Here is a 16,092-nt window from a genome sequence, read left to right as displayed (position 1 = left end):
GTGCCCGTGCTGGCCAACATCACGGAATTTGGCTCAACCCCACTGTTCACAACGGAAGAACTAAAAGGTGTAGGTGTGGGCCTGGTGCTGTACCCCTTGAGCGCCTTCCGCGCCATGAACAAAGCCGCGCAGAATGTGTATGAAGCCGTTCGCCGCGATGGCACCCAGAAGAACGTGCTGGACACCATGCAAACCCGCATGGAGCTGTACGACAGCATTGGATACCACGATTTCGAGCAGAAGCTGGACGCCTTGTTCCAGCAGAAATAACTTTAAATAATTCTTACAAATAATTGTTATATAACAATATTTTTATTCAGGAGACAGCAATGTCTGAACAACAAACAACAAGCACTGGCTTCAAGCCCAAGAAATCTGTAGCCCTGTCCGGCACCGCTGCTGGTAACACCGCACTGTGTACAGTGGGCCGCACAGGCAACGATTTGTCTTACCGTGGTTACGACATTCTTGATTTGGCAACCACCACCGAGTTCGAAGAAATTGCTTACCTGCTGGTGCACGGCAAGTTGCCCACCGTGGCTGAACTGGCCAGCTACAAGGCCAAGCTGAAAGCACTGCGCGGCATTCCTGCAGGCGTGAAGCAGGCACTGGAAGCCCTGCCCCCTTCAGCCCACCCCATGGACGTGATGCGCACTGGCGTGTCTGTGTTGGGTTGCCTGCAACCTGAGAAAGACGACCACAACCACCCCGGCGCACGCGACATTGCCGACAAGTTGATGGCTTCACTCGGTTCCATGCTGCTGTACTGGTACCACTACAGCCACAACGGCAAGCGCATTGAGGTGGAAACCGACGACGATTCAATCGGTGGCCACTTCCTGCACCTGTTACACGGCGAGAAGCCTCGCGACAGCTGGGTCAGCGCCATGCACACCTCATTGATTCTGTACGCAGAACACGAATTCAATGCATCCACCTTCACCAGCCGCGTGGTGGCTGGTACAGGTTCGGACATGTATTCCGCCATTTGCGGCGGCATTGGCGCCCTGCGTGGCCCCAAGCACGGTGGTGCCAACGAAGTGGCGTTCGAAATTCAAAAGCGTTACGACAACCCCGATGAAGCCGAGGCCGACATTCGCGCCCGTGTGGACCGCAAGGAAGTGGTGATTGGTTTTGGCCACCCTGTGTACACCGTGAGCGACCCACGCAACGTGGTGATCAAGAAAGTGGCGGAAGATTTGTCCAAAGAACAGAACAACATGAAGATGTACAACATCGCCGACCGCCTGGAAAGCGTGATGTGGGAGATTAAGAAAATGTTCCCGAACCTGGACTGGTTCAGCGCCGTGAGCTACCACATGATGGGCGTGCCCACTGCCATGTTCACACCCCTGTTCGTGATTTCACGCACTTCCGGCTGGAGCGCCCACGTGATTGAACAGCGCATTGACGGCAAGATCATTCGCCCAAGCGCCAATTACACAGGCCCGGAAGACCAGAAATTTGTAGCCATCAAGGACCGCAAATAAGCATGAACACACAATTTCGCAAAAACCTGCCAGGCACCCAGCTTGATTTCTTCGACACTCAAGCGGCTGTTGATGCAATCGAGCCCGGCGCTTGGGACAAGCTACCCTACACCAGCAAGGTGTTGGCCGAGCAACTGGTGCGCCGCTGTGAACCTGGCGCCCTGACCGACAGCCTGAAGCAACTGGTTTACCGCAAGCGCGACCTGGACTTCCCTTGGTACCCAGCCCGCGTGGTGTGCCACGACATTCTAGGCCAAACCGCCTTGGTGGATCTGGCTGGTTTGCGCAACGCAATTGCTGACGAAGGCGGCGATCCATCGCTCGTGAACCCGGTGGTGCCCACGCAATTGATTGTGGACCATTCACTGGCTGTGGAATGTGGCGGCTTCGATCCCGATGCATTCCAGAAAAACCGCGACATTGAAGAACGCCGCAACGAAGACCGTTTCCACTTCATCAACTGGACCAAAACCGCATTCAAGAATGTAGATGTAATTCCAGCGGGCAACGGCATCATGCACCAGATCAATTTGGAAAAAATGTCGCCCGTGGTGCAAGTTCGTGACGGTGTGGCCTTCCCCGACACCTGTGTGGGCACTGACAGCCACACACCGCACGTGGACGCGCTGGGCGTAATTTCCATTGGCGTGGGTGGCCTGGAAGCGGAAACAGTGATGCTGGGCCGCGCTTCCATGATGCGTCTGCCCGACATTGTGGGCGTGGAACTGACTGGCAAGCGCCAGCCCGGCATTACCGCCACAGACATCGTTTTGGAATTGACCGCATTCCTGCGCAAGGAACGTGTGGTGGGTGCTTACATCGAATTCTTCGGTGAAGGCGCCAACAGCCTGACCATTGGCGACCGCGCCACCATTTCCAACATGACACCGGAATATGGTGCCACCGCCGCGATGTTCTATATCGACGAGCAAACCATTGACTACCTGAAACTGACAGGTCGTGAAGACGAACAAGTGAAACTGGTCGAACAATACGCCAGGCACACTGGCCTGTGGGCCAGCAAAATGGTGGGTGCTGAATACGAACGCGTACTGACATTTGATTTGAGCAAAGTGGTGCGCAGCATGGCAGGCCCTTCCAACCCGCACGCCCGCGTGGCCACCAGCGATTTGGCGGTCAAAGGCATTTCAGGCAACCTGGACGCCGCACGCGCACAGGAAGCCGAAGGCCTGATGCCCGATGGCGCGGTCATTATTGCCGCCATTACCAGTTGCACCAACACCAGCAACCCACGCAACGTGGTGGCTGCCGCCTTGCTGGCCCGCAAGGCCAATGAACTGGGGCTGGTGCGCAAGCCGTGGGTAAAAAGCTCGTTTGCACCCGGATCGAAAGTGGCCGAGTTGTATTTGAAAGATTCAGGACTGTTGACTGAACTGGAAAAGCTGGGCTTTGGCATTGTGGGGTTTGCCTGTACCACCTGCAACGGCATGAGCGGTGCTTTGGACCCCAAAATTCAGCAGGAAATCATTGACCGCGATTTGTACGCCACCGCTGTGTTGAGTGGCAACCGCAACTTCGATGGTCGCATTCACCCTTACGCCAAGCAGGCCTTTTTGGCTTCGCCCCCGCTGGTGGTGGCTTACGCCATTGCGGGCACAATCCGCTTTGACATTGAGCGCGATGTGCTGGGTGTGGTGAATGGCAAGGAAATTCGCCTGATCGACCTGTGGCCAAGCGACGAAGAAATCGATGCCATCGTGAAGCAGTTTGTGAAGCCCTCCCAGTTCCGCGAAATCTACATTCCGATGTTTGATTTGGGCGCCATTGAAGAAGCGAAAAGCCCGCTGTACGACTGGCGCCCACAAAGCACCTACATTCGCCGCCCACCGTACTGGGACACAGAGGGACAAGGTGCTTTGGCTGCGCGACCACGCACGTTGACAAACATGCGCCCACTGGCGGTACTTGGGGACAACATCACGACGGACCACCTAAGCCCGTCGAACGCGATCATGATGAACAGCGCAGCTGGCGAATACCTGCACAAAATGGGCTTGCCAGAAGAAGACTTCAACAGCTACGCAACGCACCGCGGCGACCACCTGACTGCGCAGCGCGCCACTTTTGCCAACCCCACCTTGCAAAACGAAATGGTTCGTGACGCAGACGGCAAGGTGAAAAAAGGCTCGCTGGCCCGCATTGAACCCGAAGGCAACGTAACGCGCATGTGGGAAGCCATTGAAACCTACATGGACCGTGGCCAGCCGCTGATCATTGTTGCGGGTGCAGATTACGGCCAGGGGTCGTCACGCGACTGGGCAGCCAAAGGCGTTCGCCTGGCCGGTGTGGAAGCAATTGTTGCTGAAGGTTTCGAGCGCATTCACCGCACCAACCTGATCGGCATGGGCACCCTGCCCCTGGAATTCCAGGCAGGCGACACACGCCACACCTACAACATTGACGGCACGGAAGTGTTTGAAGTGGTAGGTGAGCGCAGCCCACGCGCAACCCTGACTGTGGTGATGACCCGCAAGAATGGCGAGCGTGTGGAATTCCCCGTGACTTGCCGTTTGGACACTGCTGAAGAGGTTTCAATTTACGAAGCTGGCGGCGTGTTGCAGCGTTTTGCGCAAGACTTCCTTGAAGGAAAAGCAGCATGAGCCAGCAGGCCAACAAGCAGCAACTGAAGGTACCCGCCACCTACATGCGCGGCGGCACCAGCAAGGGTGTGTTTTTCAGCTTGCTGGATTTGCCCGAAGCGTGCCGGAAACCGGGCGAAGCACGCGACAAATTATTGCTTCGCGTAATCGGCAGCCCCGACCCCTACGGCAAGCAAATTGACGGCATGGGTGGTGCCACCTCTAGCACCAGCAAAACCGTGATCTTGAGCAAAAGCAACAAGGCTGACCACGATGTGGACTACCTGTTCGGGCAGGTCTCCATCGACAAAGCCTTTGTAGACTGGAGCGGCAACTGCGGCAATTTGTCCTCCGCAGTGGGCTCGTTTGCGGTGGCCAGTGGCCTGGTCGACCCTGCGCGCGTGCCCGAAAACGGCACTTGCGTGGTGCGCATTTGGCAAGCCAACATCGGCAAAACCATCATTGCACATGTGCCGATTACCGATGGACTGGTGCAGGAAACTGGCAACTTTGAACTTGACGGCGTTACCTTTGCTGCGGCTGAAGTTCAGCTGGAGTTTCTAGACCCAGCCGATGAAGGTGACGACGGCGCTGCGGGCAGCATGTTCCCCACCGGCAATTTGGTGGACGACCTGGAAGTACCCGGCGTGGGCACACTGAAAGCCACACTGATCAATGCCGGCATTCCCACAATTTTTGTGAATGCAGACAGCATTGGCTACACAGGTTGCGAGTTGCAAGATGACATCAACAGCGACCCCAAGGCTTTGGCCATGTTCGAAACCATTCGTGCCCACGGCGCGGTAAAAATGGGTTTGATCAAACATGTGGATGAAGCAGCCAAGCGTCAACACACGCCCAAGGTGGCCTTTGTAGCACCACCGAAAACCTACACAAGTTCAAGCGGCAAGGTGGTTCAGGCCCAAGGCATCGACCTGCTGGTGCGCGCCATGAGCATGGGTAAACTTCACCACGCCATGATGGGCACTGCTGCTGTGGCCATTGGTACGGCCGCTGCAGTACCTGGTACCTTGGTGAACTTGGCGACAGGTGGAAACAATGTTGACACCCAACGTGAAGCCGTTCGCTTCGGCCACCCCAGCGGTACTTTGCGTGTGGGTGCGCAGGCTGTACTGGAAAATGGTCAATGGGCTGTGAAAAAAGCCATCATGAGCCGCAGTGCGCGGGTGTTGATGGAAGGTTGGGTGCGCGTGCCCAGCGATACCTTTTAATTAAATGGAACCAAGCTGACGAGGCTTGCCACTACACGCACTTCAGTTTTTTTCGGTGCAATGCCGAGAACTGAAGTGCAAGTTCAGAATTTCATGAACAGTAGCAATACGCAAAAGAGTGAGCAAGCACTCACATCCCCCCACCCCTCTTTCTGATTACGTAACGTCACGCTAATTATCCTCATGGCTCCAAAAATTGAATGGGGTCTTCACCATGTTTCGCGCAATTACAAGCCATAGTGGCGATCAAGTCTTTATGTCTGAAGCCAACAACGCATTGCAAAAAAGCCGCTCAAGCACAGCATCCAGCAAAATAATGGGTCCCTTGGCGAGCAAACTCAAAGACATTCGCCAAAATACCCATGCAAACCTGAAGCTACAGTTGCAGAAAAGCTTGTCTCCGCTGAAGTTTGCTGAGGCTGGCGGATTGGCTGAACATATTGAAACCGCTGAACCTGATTTCGATCAACTACACGCGCAAATCGATGCGTTTGTTCAGAGCAACAAGAATGACCCTGAGGCAATTGTCAGCGCACTGAAATACTTGAATAGCCAACTGATGATATTGAGTACCGCAGAAAGGCACCTGAAAGCCGAAGACGCCCCGGTAAAACAATCGCTGATACGGGGCCTTAAATCCTTGATCGAGAACTCGGCAAACCAAGGAGAATCAATTGTTCAAAGACTGTCCAACACAAAAATCTCTCCGGTATTTACCGCACACCCCACCAATTTCAACAAACCACAGGCCAGTGCGATTGTACTTTCTCAACTAGATGACATTGCAACCCCTCAAGGAAATGCAAAAGTTTGTCGAGAACTTTGGGAAATTCAAGGCGTGCGCGAATTAAAGCCCAGTGTGCAGGACGAAGCAAATCAGTTCTCTTCCAATATCAGGCACCTGCACAGTTCGGGCCGCACCATTCACAAACAAATCAATCAACAACTTTCTGTGTTGCCCAACAATCTCAAACTGTCGAAACCCCTGGTTGAAGCCGGTAACTGGGTAGGGGGTGACCGCGATGGCAACCCGAATATTGATGCAACAGTGCTGAAAGACGTGGTCAAAACCCTGAGCACGGCGGCATTTGAATACTTCGAACAGAAATTAGGCAAAGAAAAAAACACTCAAACTGGCAGCCTTTGTAACCTGCTTTGCAAATCCGGGCATTCAGAACCACTTGGCCTGATTCGGGAAAAACTTGTACGAACCAAAGAGCACCTGGTGGGCAACGGCCCGCTGCCTATTCAGGGCGATTTGTACCTGAATGCAAATGAATTGCTGCACGATCTTGAATCCTTGAATATTGGCAGCCTGAATACTGAAGAAAGAACTGCGGTTCGAGAGAAACTTGATTTGCTGAAACTGGATGCGGACAGCATTGGCTTTCACGGAGCCAGCACCGACATTCGACAGAACAGCGCAATGAACGAAAAAACGGTAGGTGAATTGTTGAGAAGATCTGGCGGCCCAAGCAATTATGAAAGCCTGGGAGAAGATGAAAAGCAAACCTTGCTGACCAGTCTGCTGATGAACACCAACAAGGAGAGACTTAGCGATGCACCCATCGACGGTCAAAGCGACAATGCTGAATTCGATCGTGAAATAGCATTGATCAAAAGCTATAAAACCATTCACGACAGCTACGGGCCACTGGCACTGAAAAACTGCATCACGGCCAATACAGAAACCATGAGCGACATGCTTGAGGTGATGTTGCTGCTGAAGCACGCGGGCCTGGCCGATGAACACGGCATCAAGATGAACGTTGTTCCCTTGATTGAAACGGTCAATGACTTGCACAACGGCCCTGCTATTTTGAACAGCATGCTGAGCCACCCCTGGTATCGGCAGGCGCTTCAAGCCAGCGGCAATCAGCAACAAATTATGGTGGGCTACTCCGACAGCAATCGATTGGATGGTCCACTGGCCTCTAGTTGGGCAGTGTACGAAGGCACAGCCAAGATGCTTGAAGTGGCCAACCAGAATGGCGTGAATTTGCATGTATTTCATGGCCGTGGCGGCACAGAAGCCAGAGGCTCAGGTGACTCTTATGCGCAGGAAATCAAATCCACCAACGGGGCCAGCCTGCTAACCGGCATGCGACAAACAGAGCAAGGTGAAGAAGTACCTGCAAAATTCGGCACCAAAACAATGTCGCAGTATAACCTTGCAGACATGGTCGGCTCAACGCTTGAAACCATGGCAACAGGCACAGACCAACAACTTGGCAAATACGCAGACACCATGGAAAAGCTTGCGCATCATGCACGCAACAGCTATGAAAGCCTGTACTCCAACCCTGAGCTTCCCCATTTTTTTCAAAGCACTACACCCATTGAATTTGTGGGTAAATCAAATGCAGGCAGCCGCCCCGCTTCACGCGCAAACGTGGCCGGGGGTGGGCTCAACCTTGACAAACTGCGGGCCATACCGTGGGTGGGTGCCTGGTATCAATCTGGAAGCGCAATGCCTGCATTTTTTGGCACAGGCAGTGCACTAAAAAACTTCATCGATCAATCAACTGGTGCCAACACCACACCCGCGCAACGAACTGCACAACTGCAAACCATGTACAAGGAATGGCCATTCTTTAAAAGCTTTATTGACCGAACCGCCACCGCGATGGAAAAGGCGGACATGCGAATTGCCCAACAATATGCAAAATTGGCACCGGTTCGATCACAAGGTATATTTGAGACAATCAAGAACGAATATGAACTGGCGAAAGACCTGATCTTGACCATCAAACAAACACCCAACCTGATGGATCACAACCCAATAGACGCTGAAATACTTGCGGTGAAGAAACCGCTGACTCAAGCGGCACATGCCATGCAAATTGGACTGCTCAAGGCCCACCAGCAGGCAGGCCCTGGGATTCAAGAAAAGCTGATAGAACCTATTGTAATGTCCATGCAGGCGATCGCCAGTTCTAACCGCTTTGGCTAAGCGGGATTGCCCGCATGAATGGGCGGGCGTTTGCCTGCCCAGGGTTTGGCCTGCTCTAACTGGGCGGCCAGGTTCAGCAACACGTTTTCCTCGCCAAAACGGCCAGTAAACATCATGCCCACCGGAATGCCTTGCGCATTCCAGTGCAAAGGCACGCTCATGGAGGGTTGACCAGTGACGTTGGCCGGCATGGTTTGGGAACAGTACTGGTAAACACGCCGCCCCGCTTTCAGCACGAAATCTTTCTGCTTGGCTATAAAACCGATGGGCAAATAGCCCAGCACCTTCAGTTCAATCAACTCTTGAGGGGTTGGCCGCAACCCACCCACTGCGATCGGCAATTCGCCCAGCGTGCTGGTTAACAGCGCGTCATAAGGCTCGAAAAAAGTCATCCACTGCCGTGAAAACTGTGCAAGCGTCCAGATGGCGTTGGCTACATCACCCCCATTGAAGCTGCGCCCCAGCTTCATCAACGCCCAGGTGCGCTCTTCAAAATCAGTGGCCTTGCCTTTTCTTCCCAGCACCCGCTCGCCCTCTTTTAAAGTGGCAGCCATTTCCGAACACACCAGCACAGTGTAGGCGTAAATAAATTCTTCTTTGTTAATGGGCAGACGAACTTCTTCGCAGGTGTGGCCCAGGCTTTCCAGCAATTTGACTGTTTCAAGAACACCCTGCTGGCAGTCGCTGTGCAGACTTTCACCCAATGCCGGATCCAGCGAATAGGCAATCTTCAGTTTTTTTGGTTTGACTTCAATGACGGCAGCATAAGTTTTGGCGGGCGGTGCAATACGCAGCAACTGCCCGGGATAATTGCCCTGAAGGCAATCCAGCATATGCGCTGTGTCACGTACAGAACGAGAAACAACCCCCTCGGCAATAAAACCGAACCAGCCATCGGCTTGATCGGGGCCAGACGGCACACGCCCACGAGTTGGCTTTAAGCCAAAAAGACCGGTACACGATGCGGGTACCCGAATAGACCCCCCGCCGTCACTGGCACTTGCCATGGGCACAATGCCGGCGGCCACCGCAGCTGAAGCGCCACCGCTGGAACCACCGGGGCTGCGCAAGGGGTCCCAGGGGTTACGGCATGGCCCGGTCAGCTCAGGCTCGGTGGATGGCGTAATGCCAAATTCCGGCGTGGCGGTTTTGCCAAAAATATTCAAGCCGGCTTTTTTGAATCGTTTTACATATTCAGAATCCTCGACGGGTACAAAACCTTTGTAAAAACGGCTTCCTGAGCTCATTTCTACACCCGCATAACTGGCAATCAGGTCTTTCAACAAAAAAGGCACACCTGCGAATGGGCCTTCAACAACTTGTTTTGCACGCGCCCGGGCGATGTCGAACATGGGGCGGATCACCGCGTTAATCCGCGGGTTCACTTTTTCAGTGCGTGCAATGCTTTCTTCAAGCAACTCAATGGCACTTACTTCACCTTTCTTGATCAATTCAGCCAGGCCAAACGCGTCAAAATCGTCGTATTCTTTGAAACCTGTCATTTTCACAGTGCCTCCGAAAGCATTGCAGAATCTAAATGTTCCACAATATCTTACCCCACTCAGGTAATACACACTTCGGGTAGAAACGTGAAGAATAGGGGCATTAAAATTATTACCTGTTTTGGCAGCACGAAATGAAAACAACTTCACGCATGTGTATTGTGTTAAGCGACTACCCAATAAAAACAATAGCTTATCAGCGTTTTTTGAGTGGTTTGGGTGAGCTTACGGTGCATTCATTTCGTGAAATTGGTCTCGATTTGACAAATCTGGTACAAGCCAGGCTGGTGGTGTGCGACATGAACATCATGGTCGAGTTTGAGGCTGAGGCCTTGGCACGCCTTGAACAAATGTTCCCCAACTCCAACATTTTGTTTCTTGAAGAAGACCACAGCGACATGCTGGTGAAGTTTTCCAATCAAAGAGACGTTTGCCGCTTGGGCAAGCTTGCAGAAATCAGTGTGATTCACTCAACCTTGAAAGAATTGTTGTTACATTCAAATCAAAAAATCAGGCGAACACCCCGATCAAGAACCAACAGCCTGGAGCCAACGTAAAAAAGCCACCCGAAGGTGGCTTTTTTATTGAACCGAACCAAGTGCCGTCAGGCAGTCAATTCAGCCTTGTTTGCAATGTCCACGAACTCTTGAATCTGGTCAAAGTTCATGTAACGGTAAACTTCACCGGACACATTGCCCAGCATTTTCACCTGCTCCATGTACTCTGCCACCGTTGGGATTTTACCCATCAAGGCACACACTGCAGACAGCTCCGCTGAAGCCAGATACACACGGGTATCGATACCCAACCGGTTCGGGAAGTTACGCGTGGAGGTGGACACACCGGTTGAGCCCTTGCGGATTTGTGCCTGGTTGCCCATACACAGTGAACAGCCTGGCAGTTCCATGCGCGCTCCGGTGCGACCCAAGATACCGTAGTAGCCTTCTTCGGTCAGAATATGCTGATCCATCTTCGTGGGTGGAGCAATCCACAAACGGGTTGGAATGTCGCTTTTGCCTTCCAGCACTTTACCGGCCGCACGGAAATGACCAATGTTGGTCATGCAAGAACCGATGAACACTTCGTCGATTTTGTCGCCAGCCACTTCACTCAGGAATTTGGCATCGTCTGGATCGTTGGGGCAGCACAGAATTGGCTCTTTAATGTCTGCCAAATCAATTTCAATTACGGCAGCATATTCAGCGTCTGCATCGGCGTTCAACAATTCAGGGTTGGCAATCCACGCCTCCATGGCCTTGATTCGGCGTGTCAGTGTGCGTGCGTCCTGGTAGCCCTGTGCAATCATCCACTTCATCAAAGTGATGTTGGAAGTCATGTACTCAATAATCGGCTCTTTGTCCAAATGAATTGTGCAACCCGCAGCGGAACGCTCTGCCGATGCATCAGACAATTCAAAAGCCTGCTCTACCTTCAACTTGGGCAAGCCTTCGATTTCAAGAATACGGCCAGAGAAAATGTTCTTCTTGCCTTTCTTTTCCACGGTCAACAAGCCTGCCTTGATGGCATACAGAGGAATGGCGTGGACCAAATCGCGCAAGGTAACGCCGGGCTGCATTTCACCCTTGAAACGCACCAACACTGATTCAGGCATGTCCAAAGGCATTACGCCTGTGGCAGCCGCAAACGCCACCAAGCCAGAACCGGCGGGGAAAGAAATGCCGATCGGGAAACGGGTGTGCGAGTCGCCACCTGTACCTACCGTATCGGGCAACAACAGGCGGTTCAGCCAGCTGTGGATAATGCCATCGCCGGGGCGCAGGGCAACACCACCGCGATTCTCGATGAAGTCGGGCAGTTCGTGGTGCATTTTAACGTCCACGGGCTTGGGGTAAGCGGCTGTGTGGCAGAACGACTGCATCACCAAATCGGCCGAGAAGCCCAAACAGGCCAAATCTTTCAATTCATCGCGGGTCATTGGGCCAGTTGTATCCTGAGAGCCCACGGTGGTCATCTTGGGTTCGCAATAAGTACCCGGGCGAACACCTTCCACACCACAGGCCTTGCCCACCATTTTCTGGGCCAGGCTGAAGCCTTTGCTAGACTCCACTTGCGCAGATGGACGACGGAACACTGGGCTTGGGCCTTCACCCAAGGCAGCGCGCGCGCGGTCTGTCAGGCCACGGCCGATGATCAATGGAATACGGCCACCGGCGCGTACTTCATCGAACAGCACATCAGTTTTCATGCTGAATTCAGAAATAACCGCGCCGTTTTTCAAGGCCTTGCCTTCGAAGGGGCGCAGTTCGATTTCATCGCCCATGTCCATTTGGCTTACGTCAAGTTCGATGGGCAGTGCGCCTGCATCTTCCATCGTATTGAAGAAGATCGGGGCAATTTTGTTGCCCAGGCAGTAGCCGCCGAAACGCTTGTTGGGGATGAAAGGAATGTCGTCGCCCGTGAACCACAACACGCTGTTGGTGGCTGACTTGCGTGAAGAACCAGTACCCACCACGTCGCCCACGTAGGCGATTTGGTTGCCTTTGGCGATCAATGCTTGCAGCTGCTTGATGGGGCCAACTTTGCCGGGTTCGTCAGCCTCAATGCCGGGGCGCGGGTTTTTCAACATGGCCAGTGCATGCAGTGGAATGTCGGGGCGGCTCCAGGCGTCAGGCGCTGGTGACAAATCGTCGGTGTTGGTTTCGCCGGTGACCTTGAACACGGTCAGCTTGATGCTTTGTGGCACTTCTGGGCGGCTTGTGAACCACTCGGCGTCGGCCCAGCTTTGAATCACTTTCTTGGCAGTTGCGCTGCCCTTGTCGGCCAGGTCTTTCACGTCGTGGAAGTAGTCGAACATCAGCAGGGTTTTGGACAGGGCCTCGCCTGCGATTTCACCCACTTCGGCGTCGTTCAATGCATCGATCAATGGCTTGATGTTGAAACCACCCAGCATGGTGCCCAGCAGGAAAGTGGCTTTCTTGCGGTCGATCAGCTGGCAGGTGTCCGCACCATTCACGATAGCGGCCAAGAAGGCAGATTTCACCTTGGCGGCATCGTCTACACCAGCAGGTACGCGGTTGGTGACCAGGTCGAGCAGAAATTCTTCTTCGCCTGCGGGCGGGTTTTTCAGCAACTGAACCAGATCAGCAGTTTGCTGGGCAGACAAAGGCAGTGGAGGAATGCCCAACGCTGCGCGCTCGGCAACGTGTTGGCGATAGGAATCAAGCATGAGTTCTCCCTGGATTGGGTGGGGGTCAATAGAAACTGTGTGATTTTGAGGCAGTTCGCGTGTGCACACAAGTGTTGCAATGCAAAAGTGGCGGGGGTTCGGTGCCTCACAAGTCTTATATATGATATAGGACTTTCCCTTGTTTTTAAAGAGGGTAAAGCCGATTCGGCCTGCTTTTAGAACCTATTGTCGCTTTGCACGCTGATATTTTGCCGGACTGGCGCCTAAGATCCGTTTGAAGGCGTGGGTAAAGGCACTTTGGTCGTTGTACGCCAGAAAACTGGCGATGTCGGCCAGGCTCAACTCGCCTGCTTCCAGACAGTTTTTGGCCATTTCCACACGCACGCGTTCCAGTTCACCCCGAAAGCTTCGGCCTTGTTCCTGCAATCGCCGTTGCAAAGTACGCGTGCTCATGCACAAACGGTGGGCCACCTCATTCAAGTTAGGCAGGCCCGCCGACACTGATTCTTGAAGTGCTTTTTGCAATCCGGGAATTGACTCCTCGCCGGCCTTCACCTGCTTTAACAACAACCGGGCCTGCTGATCCAGCATGCCGCGCATCACCGAATCTGGCGACTTCAACTGGGTTTCAAGCAGAGCAACTGGCCACACCACTTCGGTGTACTGGCCATTAAAATCTACGGGGCAATTGAAGAATTCATTGAAATCAGGGTGGTTCGGCGGCTCAGGGTTTATGAATTGAACCCGCAGTGGGCGAATAGGTTCGGCAATTAATTGCCGCGTAAAAGCTACCAATACACCGATGGCCACCGAATCCACCCAATGGCCAGGCCGTCCCCGTTCGGCCCCCCAACGCAGAATAATTTGGTCCTCATGCACAGCAACCGCCAAAGAGTTCACGCTGTAAACCAGGTTCTCGAACTGTTGCAAACGGGCAAACGCTTCCCCCAGGTTGGTGCAGCAACTGGCCACATAACCCAACAGGCCCATATTGGCGGGGCGCACGTGGGCCGCAATTTTCAGCGGCATTGAAGGGTCTTGAAGCGCGTGGTAAGCCCACTCCAGCATGGCCTGCCAACGAGACACGTCAATGCGGTTCAATTCCCCGGCCAGCGGGCGCGCGTAGGGAATGCGCAATGCAATGTCCGGGTGCGCATCGGCCAACCAGTCAAAAAGCAGGTTCACGTAACTGGCGGAAATATGTCCAAGATCAGAATGGCTGCTCATTATTTGACAAGAAGTATTGTCAGAAGAGTTTTTCCTGTTCTATGCTAGCGCGTATTCGTCATATCGACTTCAATAAAAGACACGCAGCCATGAAAAAACACACACCCGCCTTTCGACGATTCGCAACCGCATTTGCCGCCACTGCACTTCTCGGCCTGAATGCCTGCAGTTTTGAACAGCCCGAAGGCGAAATTCAGGGTGCCGCAGGCATGGCCATTGCCGCAGAACGGGCTATTTCCGGCCTTGAACGAAAAGTGCTGCAGATTGACGGCTTCGTGGTGCCGTATCTACAAGGTGGTGAAGGCGAACCCTTGTTGCTTATTCACGGTTTTGGCGGATCAAAAGACAACTTCAACCGCCTGGCCAACTACCTGACGAACCATTACACCGTGTATTCAATTGACGTGCCGGGGTTTGGCGCGTCCACCCGCGACCAGAATGCTGACTATGTGATCAACACGCAGATTGACCGCGTGCATGAAATCATTGAAAAGCTTGGCCTGCAAAAGCCGCACATTGGTGGCAATTCCATGGGTGGCTGGATCAGCGGCGCTTACGCTGCAAAGTACCCTGACAACGTTGCATCGGTGTGGTTTTTAGCACCAGCTGGCCTGCTGGAATCGAGAAAATCGGAAGTCATTCAAAAATTTGAGACAACAGGCGAAATTGTTTTAACGGCAAGCAACCGCGAAGAGTTCGAGAAGATTGTGGACATTGTGATGTACGAACGCCCTGCTTTTGTACCCGGCTTTGTGGTGAATGCCATGGCTGCGCGCGCTGCGGCTGATCAGCCTTTGCACAAGCGGATTTACAAAGACTTCAAAACCGTGCCTTCTGATTTGGCCACAGTGTTGCCCGCCTCGGCTTACAAAGGCCCAGGGCTGATTGTGTGGGGCAAAGAAGACCGCGTGCTGCATGTGGATGGTGCAACCGAATTGAAAACCGCCATGCCTTGGTTCGAAGTAATTTTGATGGACAAGGTTGGGCATGTGCCGATGATGGAAAAGCCAGAGCAGGTTGCGGCGGATTATGTGAAGTGGCGAGAGTCGATTGCGCAGTAATTGACTCTTCTGGCTTGTTTAAAGACCACTGCACATGTTGCACCACCCCGCCTTGCCGGGCTTTGATCCCTGCCTGAATCGGCAGGGTAATTGCAACAATGTGCAATGAGCTAAATCGGTCTCATGGTCTAAGTGTGCTGACCCGAATGATACAAAATTTAGCGAATGCTCAAAAAGATGCTGTCTTCAGGCTTATATCTTCGTAGTTCGAGTTGCGAAAGATCAGAAACCGCTCTGGAAAATTCGACCACGCCCACCACCACACCAGCATTAGTGAACACCATCACGGTAACGTCATCACGCTGATCAATTTTTGTGGCGAGCACTTTTTTGTTAGAAGTCAGTTCTTTATCAAGAGTCTCATAACCTGTGTAGGGTCTTATCAATACCATTTGATCCCATTTCACTGAATCGATTTTGCGTAATTGCAGCACACTGTCACCTTGTTGAGCGGTATCCACCAAAGCTCGAATTTGATTGAGCAAAAGTTGATCTGTGTTTGAACCACTGCACGCCGAGACAAGCAATGCAAAAACCCCTAGTACGAAGCTTTTCACTTGATCACCCTCAATTTGTTACTTGTTAAGGCATTAAAGCACTTTGAAGCAACTACAAAGTCACTTTCCTGCGCGGATTCTCGCCCGTTATCGATTCCAACTTGGTTATTGAACAGATCCATTTCAATCTCTCCTAGTTCGCGCCTCGCTTAACGCTTTCTTTGCTGATTCAACCTGTACCAGTCGTTCAAATAGTTCACGTCATACCCCAGCATTCAATTGGCATGAGTTTTTTCCAAATCAACTGATGAAAATTAAACATAAAACCGGATTTTTCAAATACGTTTTTGGCGCAATTTCACAAAAATAAGGTTTGAACTCA

General features: G+C 52.8%; 10 protein-coding genes and 1 pseudogene. 7 read left to right on the top strand and 4 right to left on the bottom strand.

The annotated features are described in order from the left end of the window. The 5 genes and pseudogenes from prpB to V7028_RS14405 form a co-directional block, all read left to right on the top strand. Window positions 1–270: pseudogene (prpB, locus tag V7028_RS14425) on the top strand (methylisocitrate lyase); the annotation flags it as partial. A gap of 59 nt (window positions 271–329) precedes the next feature. Further along, window positions 330–1,490, top strand: coding sequence for a bifunctional 2-methylcitrate synthase/citrate synthase (prpC, locus tag V7028_RS14420; RefSeq protein ID WP_334120781.1), 1,161 nt, complete (start codon window positions 330–332; stop codon window positions 1,488–1,490). 2 nt (window positions 1,491–1,492) lie between these two features. Continuing rightward, the gene (gene acnD / locus V7028_RS14415) at window positions 1,493–4,111 is read left to right on the top strand and encodes a Fe/S-dependent 2-methylisocitrate dehydratase AcnD (RefSeq protein ID WP_334120780.1); all 2,619 of its coding nucleotides are present in this window, start codon (window positions 1,493–1,495) and stop codon (window positions 4,109–4,111) included. Further along, on the top strand, window positions 4,108–5,322 hold the full coding sequence (gene prpF / locus V7028_RS14410) for a 2-methylaconitate cis-trans isomerase PrpF (RefSeq protein WP_334120779.1): 1,215 nt from the start codon (window positions 4,108–4,110) through the stop codon (window positions 5,320–5,322). Before acnD ends, prpF begins: the two co-directional genes overlap by 4 nt. A 256-nt stretch (window positions 5,323–5,578) precedes the next feature. Beyond that, on the top strand, window positions 5,579–8,275 hold the full coding sequence (locus V7028_RS14405; RefSeq protein ID WP_334120778.1) for a phosphoenolpyruvate carboxylase: 2,697 nt from the start codon (window positions 5,579–5,581) through the stop codon (window positions 8,273–8,275). Here V7028_RS14405 and V7028_RS14400 read toward each other — a convergent pair. Continuing rightward, window positions 8,272–9,777: an amidase gene (locus V7028_RS14400; protein WP_334120777.1), complete on the bottom strand. Its 1,506-nt coding sequence runs from the start codon at window positions 9,775–9,777 to the stop codon at window positions 8,272–8,274. The genes V7028_RS14405 and V7028_RS14400 overlap by 4 nt on opposite strands. Before the next feature lie 134 nt (window positions 9,778–9,911). Between V7028_RS14400 and V7028_RS14395 the strand changes: the two genes are divergently transcribed. Further along, the gene (locus V7028_RS14395; RefSeq protein WP_334120776.1) at window positions 9,912–10,334 is read left to right on the top strand and encodes a hypothetical protein; all 423 of its coding nucleotides are present in this window, start codon (window positions 9,912–9,914) and stop codon (window positions 10,332–10,334) included. 47 nt (window positions 10,335–10,381) lie between these two features. Here the strand turns inward: V7028_RS14395 and acnB are convergent, their stop codons facing one another. Further along, window positions 10,382–12,964: a bifunctional aconitate hydratase 2/2-methylisocitrate dehydratase gene (gene acnB, locus V7028_RS14390; protein WP_334120775.1), complete on the bottom strand. Its 2,583-nt coding sequence runs from the start codon at window positions 12,962–12,964 to the stop codon at window positions 10,382–10,384. 183 nt (window positions 12,965–13,147) lie between these two features. Continuing rightward, on the bottom strand, window positions 13,148–14,152 hold the full coding sequence (locus V7028_RS14385; protein ID WP_334120774.1) for an AraC family transcriptional regulator: 1,005 nt from the start codon (window positions 14,150–14,152) through the stop codon (window positions 13,148–13,150). A gap of 89 nt (window positions 14,153–14,241) precedes the next feature. Between V7028_RS14385 and V7028_RS14380 the strand changes: the two genes are divergently transcribed. Beyond that, window positions 14,242–15,213 carry an alpha/beta fold hydrolase gene (locus V7028_RS14380; RefSeq protein WP_334120773.1) on the top strand — a complete coding sequence of 324 codons (972 nt, stop codon included), beginning with the start codon at window positions 14,242–14,244 and terminating at the stop codon, window positions 15,211–15,213. 158 nt (window positions 15,214–15,371) lie between these two features. On the opposite strand, the gene V7028_RS14375 is transcribed toward V7028_RS14380, so the two are convergent. After that, complete coding sequence (locus V7028_RS14375; RefSeq protein WP_334120772.1) at window positions 15,372–15,770, bottom strand: hypothetical protein; 399 nt, start codon at window positions 15,768–15,770, stop codon at window positions 15,372–15,374. Between the last annotated feature and the right edge of the window lie 322 nt (window positions 15,771–16,092).

The organism is Limnobacter sp. (genome assembly GCF_036846585.1).
Lineage (GTDB): Bacteria > Pseudomonadota > Gammaproteobacteria > Burkholderiales > Burkholderiaceae_B > Limnobacter.
The sequence above is the reverse complement of the archived record's forward strand: the minus strand, read 5'-3'. Positions and strand labels throughout refer to the sequence as shown.

Excerpts from the sequence above, each read along its gene's own strand:
- V7028_RS14380 (WP_334120773.1), top strand. The coding sequence starts at position 14,242 with ATGAAAAAACACACACCCGCCTTTCGACGATTCGCAACCGCATTTGCC.
- acnB (WP_334120775.1), bottom strand. The coding sequence starts at position 12,964 with ATGCTTGATTCCTATCGCCAACACGTTGCCGAGCGCGCAGCGTTGGGC.
- prpF (WP_334120779.1), top strand. The coding sequence starts at position 4,108 with ATGAGCCAGCAGGCCAACAAGCAGCAACTGAAGGTACCCGCCACCTAC.
- V7028_RS14400 (WP_334120777.1), bottom strand. The coding sequence starts at position 9,777 with ATGACAGGTTTCAAAGAATACGACGATTTTGACGCGTTTGGCCTGGCT.
- prpC (WP_334120781.1), top strand. The coding sequence starts at position 330 with ATGTCTGAACAACAAACAACAAGCACTGGCTTCAAGCCCAAGAAATCT.
- V7028_RS14405 (WP_334120778.1), top strand. The coding sequence starts at position 5,579 with ATGTCTGAAGCCAACAACGCATTGCAAAAAAGCCGCTCAAGCACAGCA.
- V7028_RS14395 (WP_334120776.1), top strand. The coding sequence starts at position 9,912 with ATGAAAACAACTTCACGCATGTGTATTGTGTTAAGCGACTACCCAATA.
- V7028_RS14385 (WP_334120774.1), bottom strand. The coding sequence starts at position 14,152 with ATGAGCAGCCATTCTGATCTTGGACATATTTCCGCCAGTTACGTGAAC.
- acnD (WP_334120780.1), top strand. The coding sequence starts at position 1,493 with ATGAACACACAATTTCGCAAAAACCTGCCAGGCACCCAGCTTGATTTC.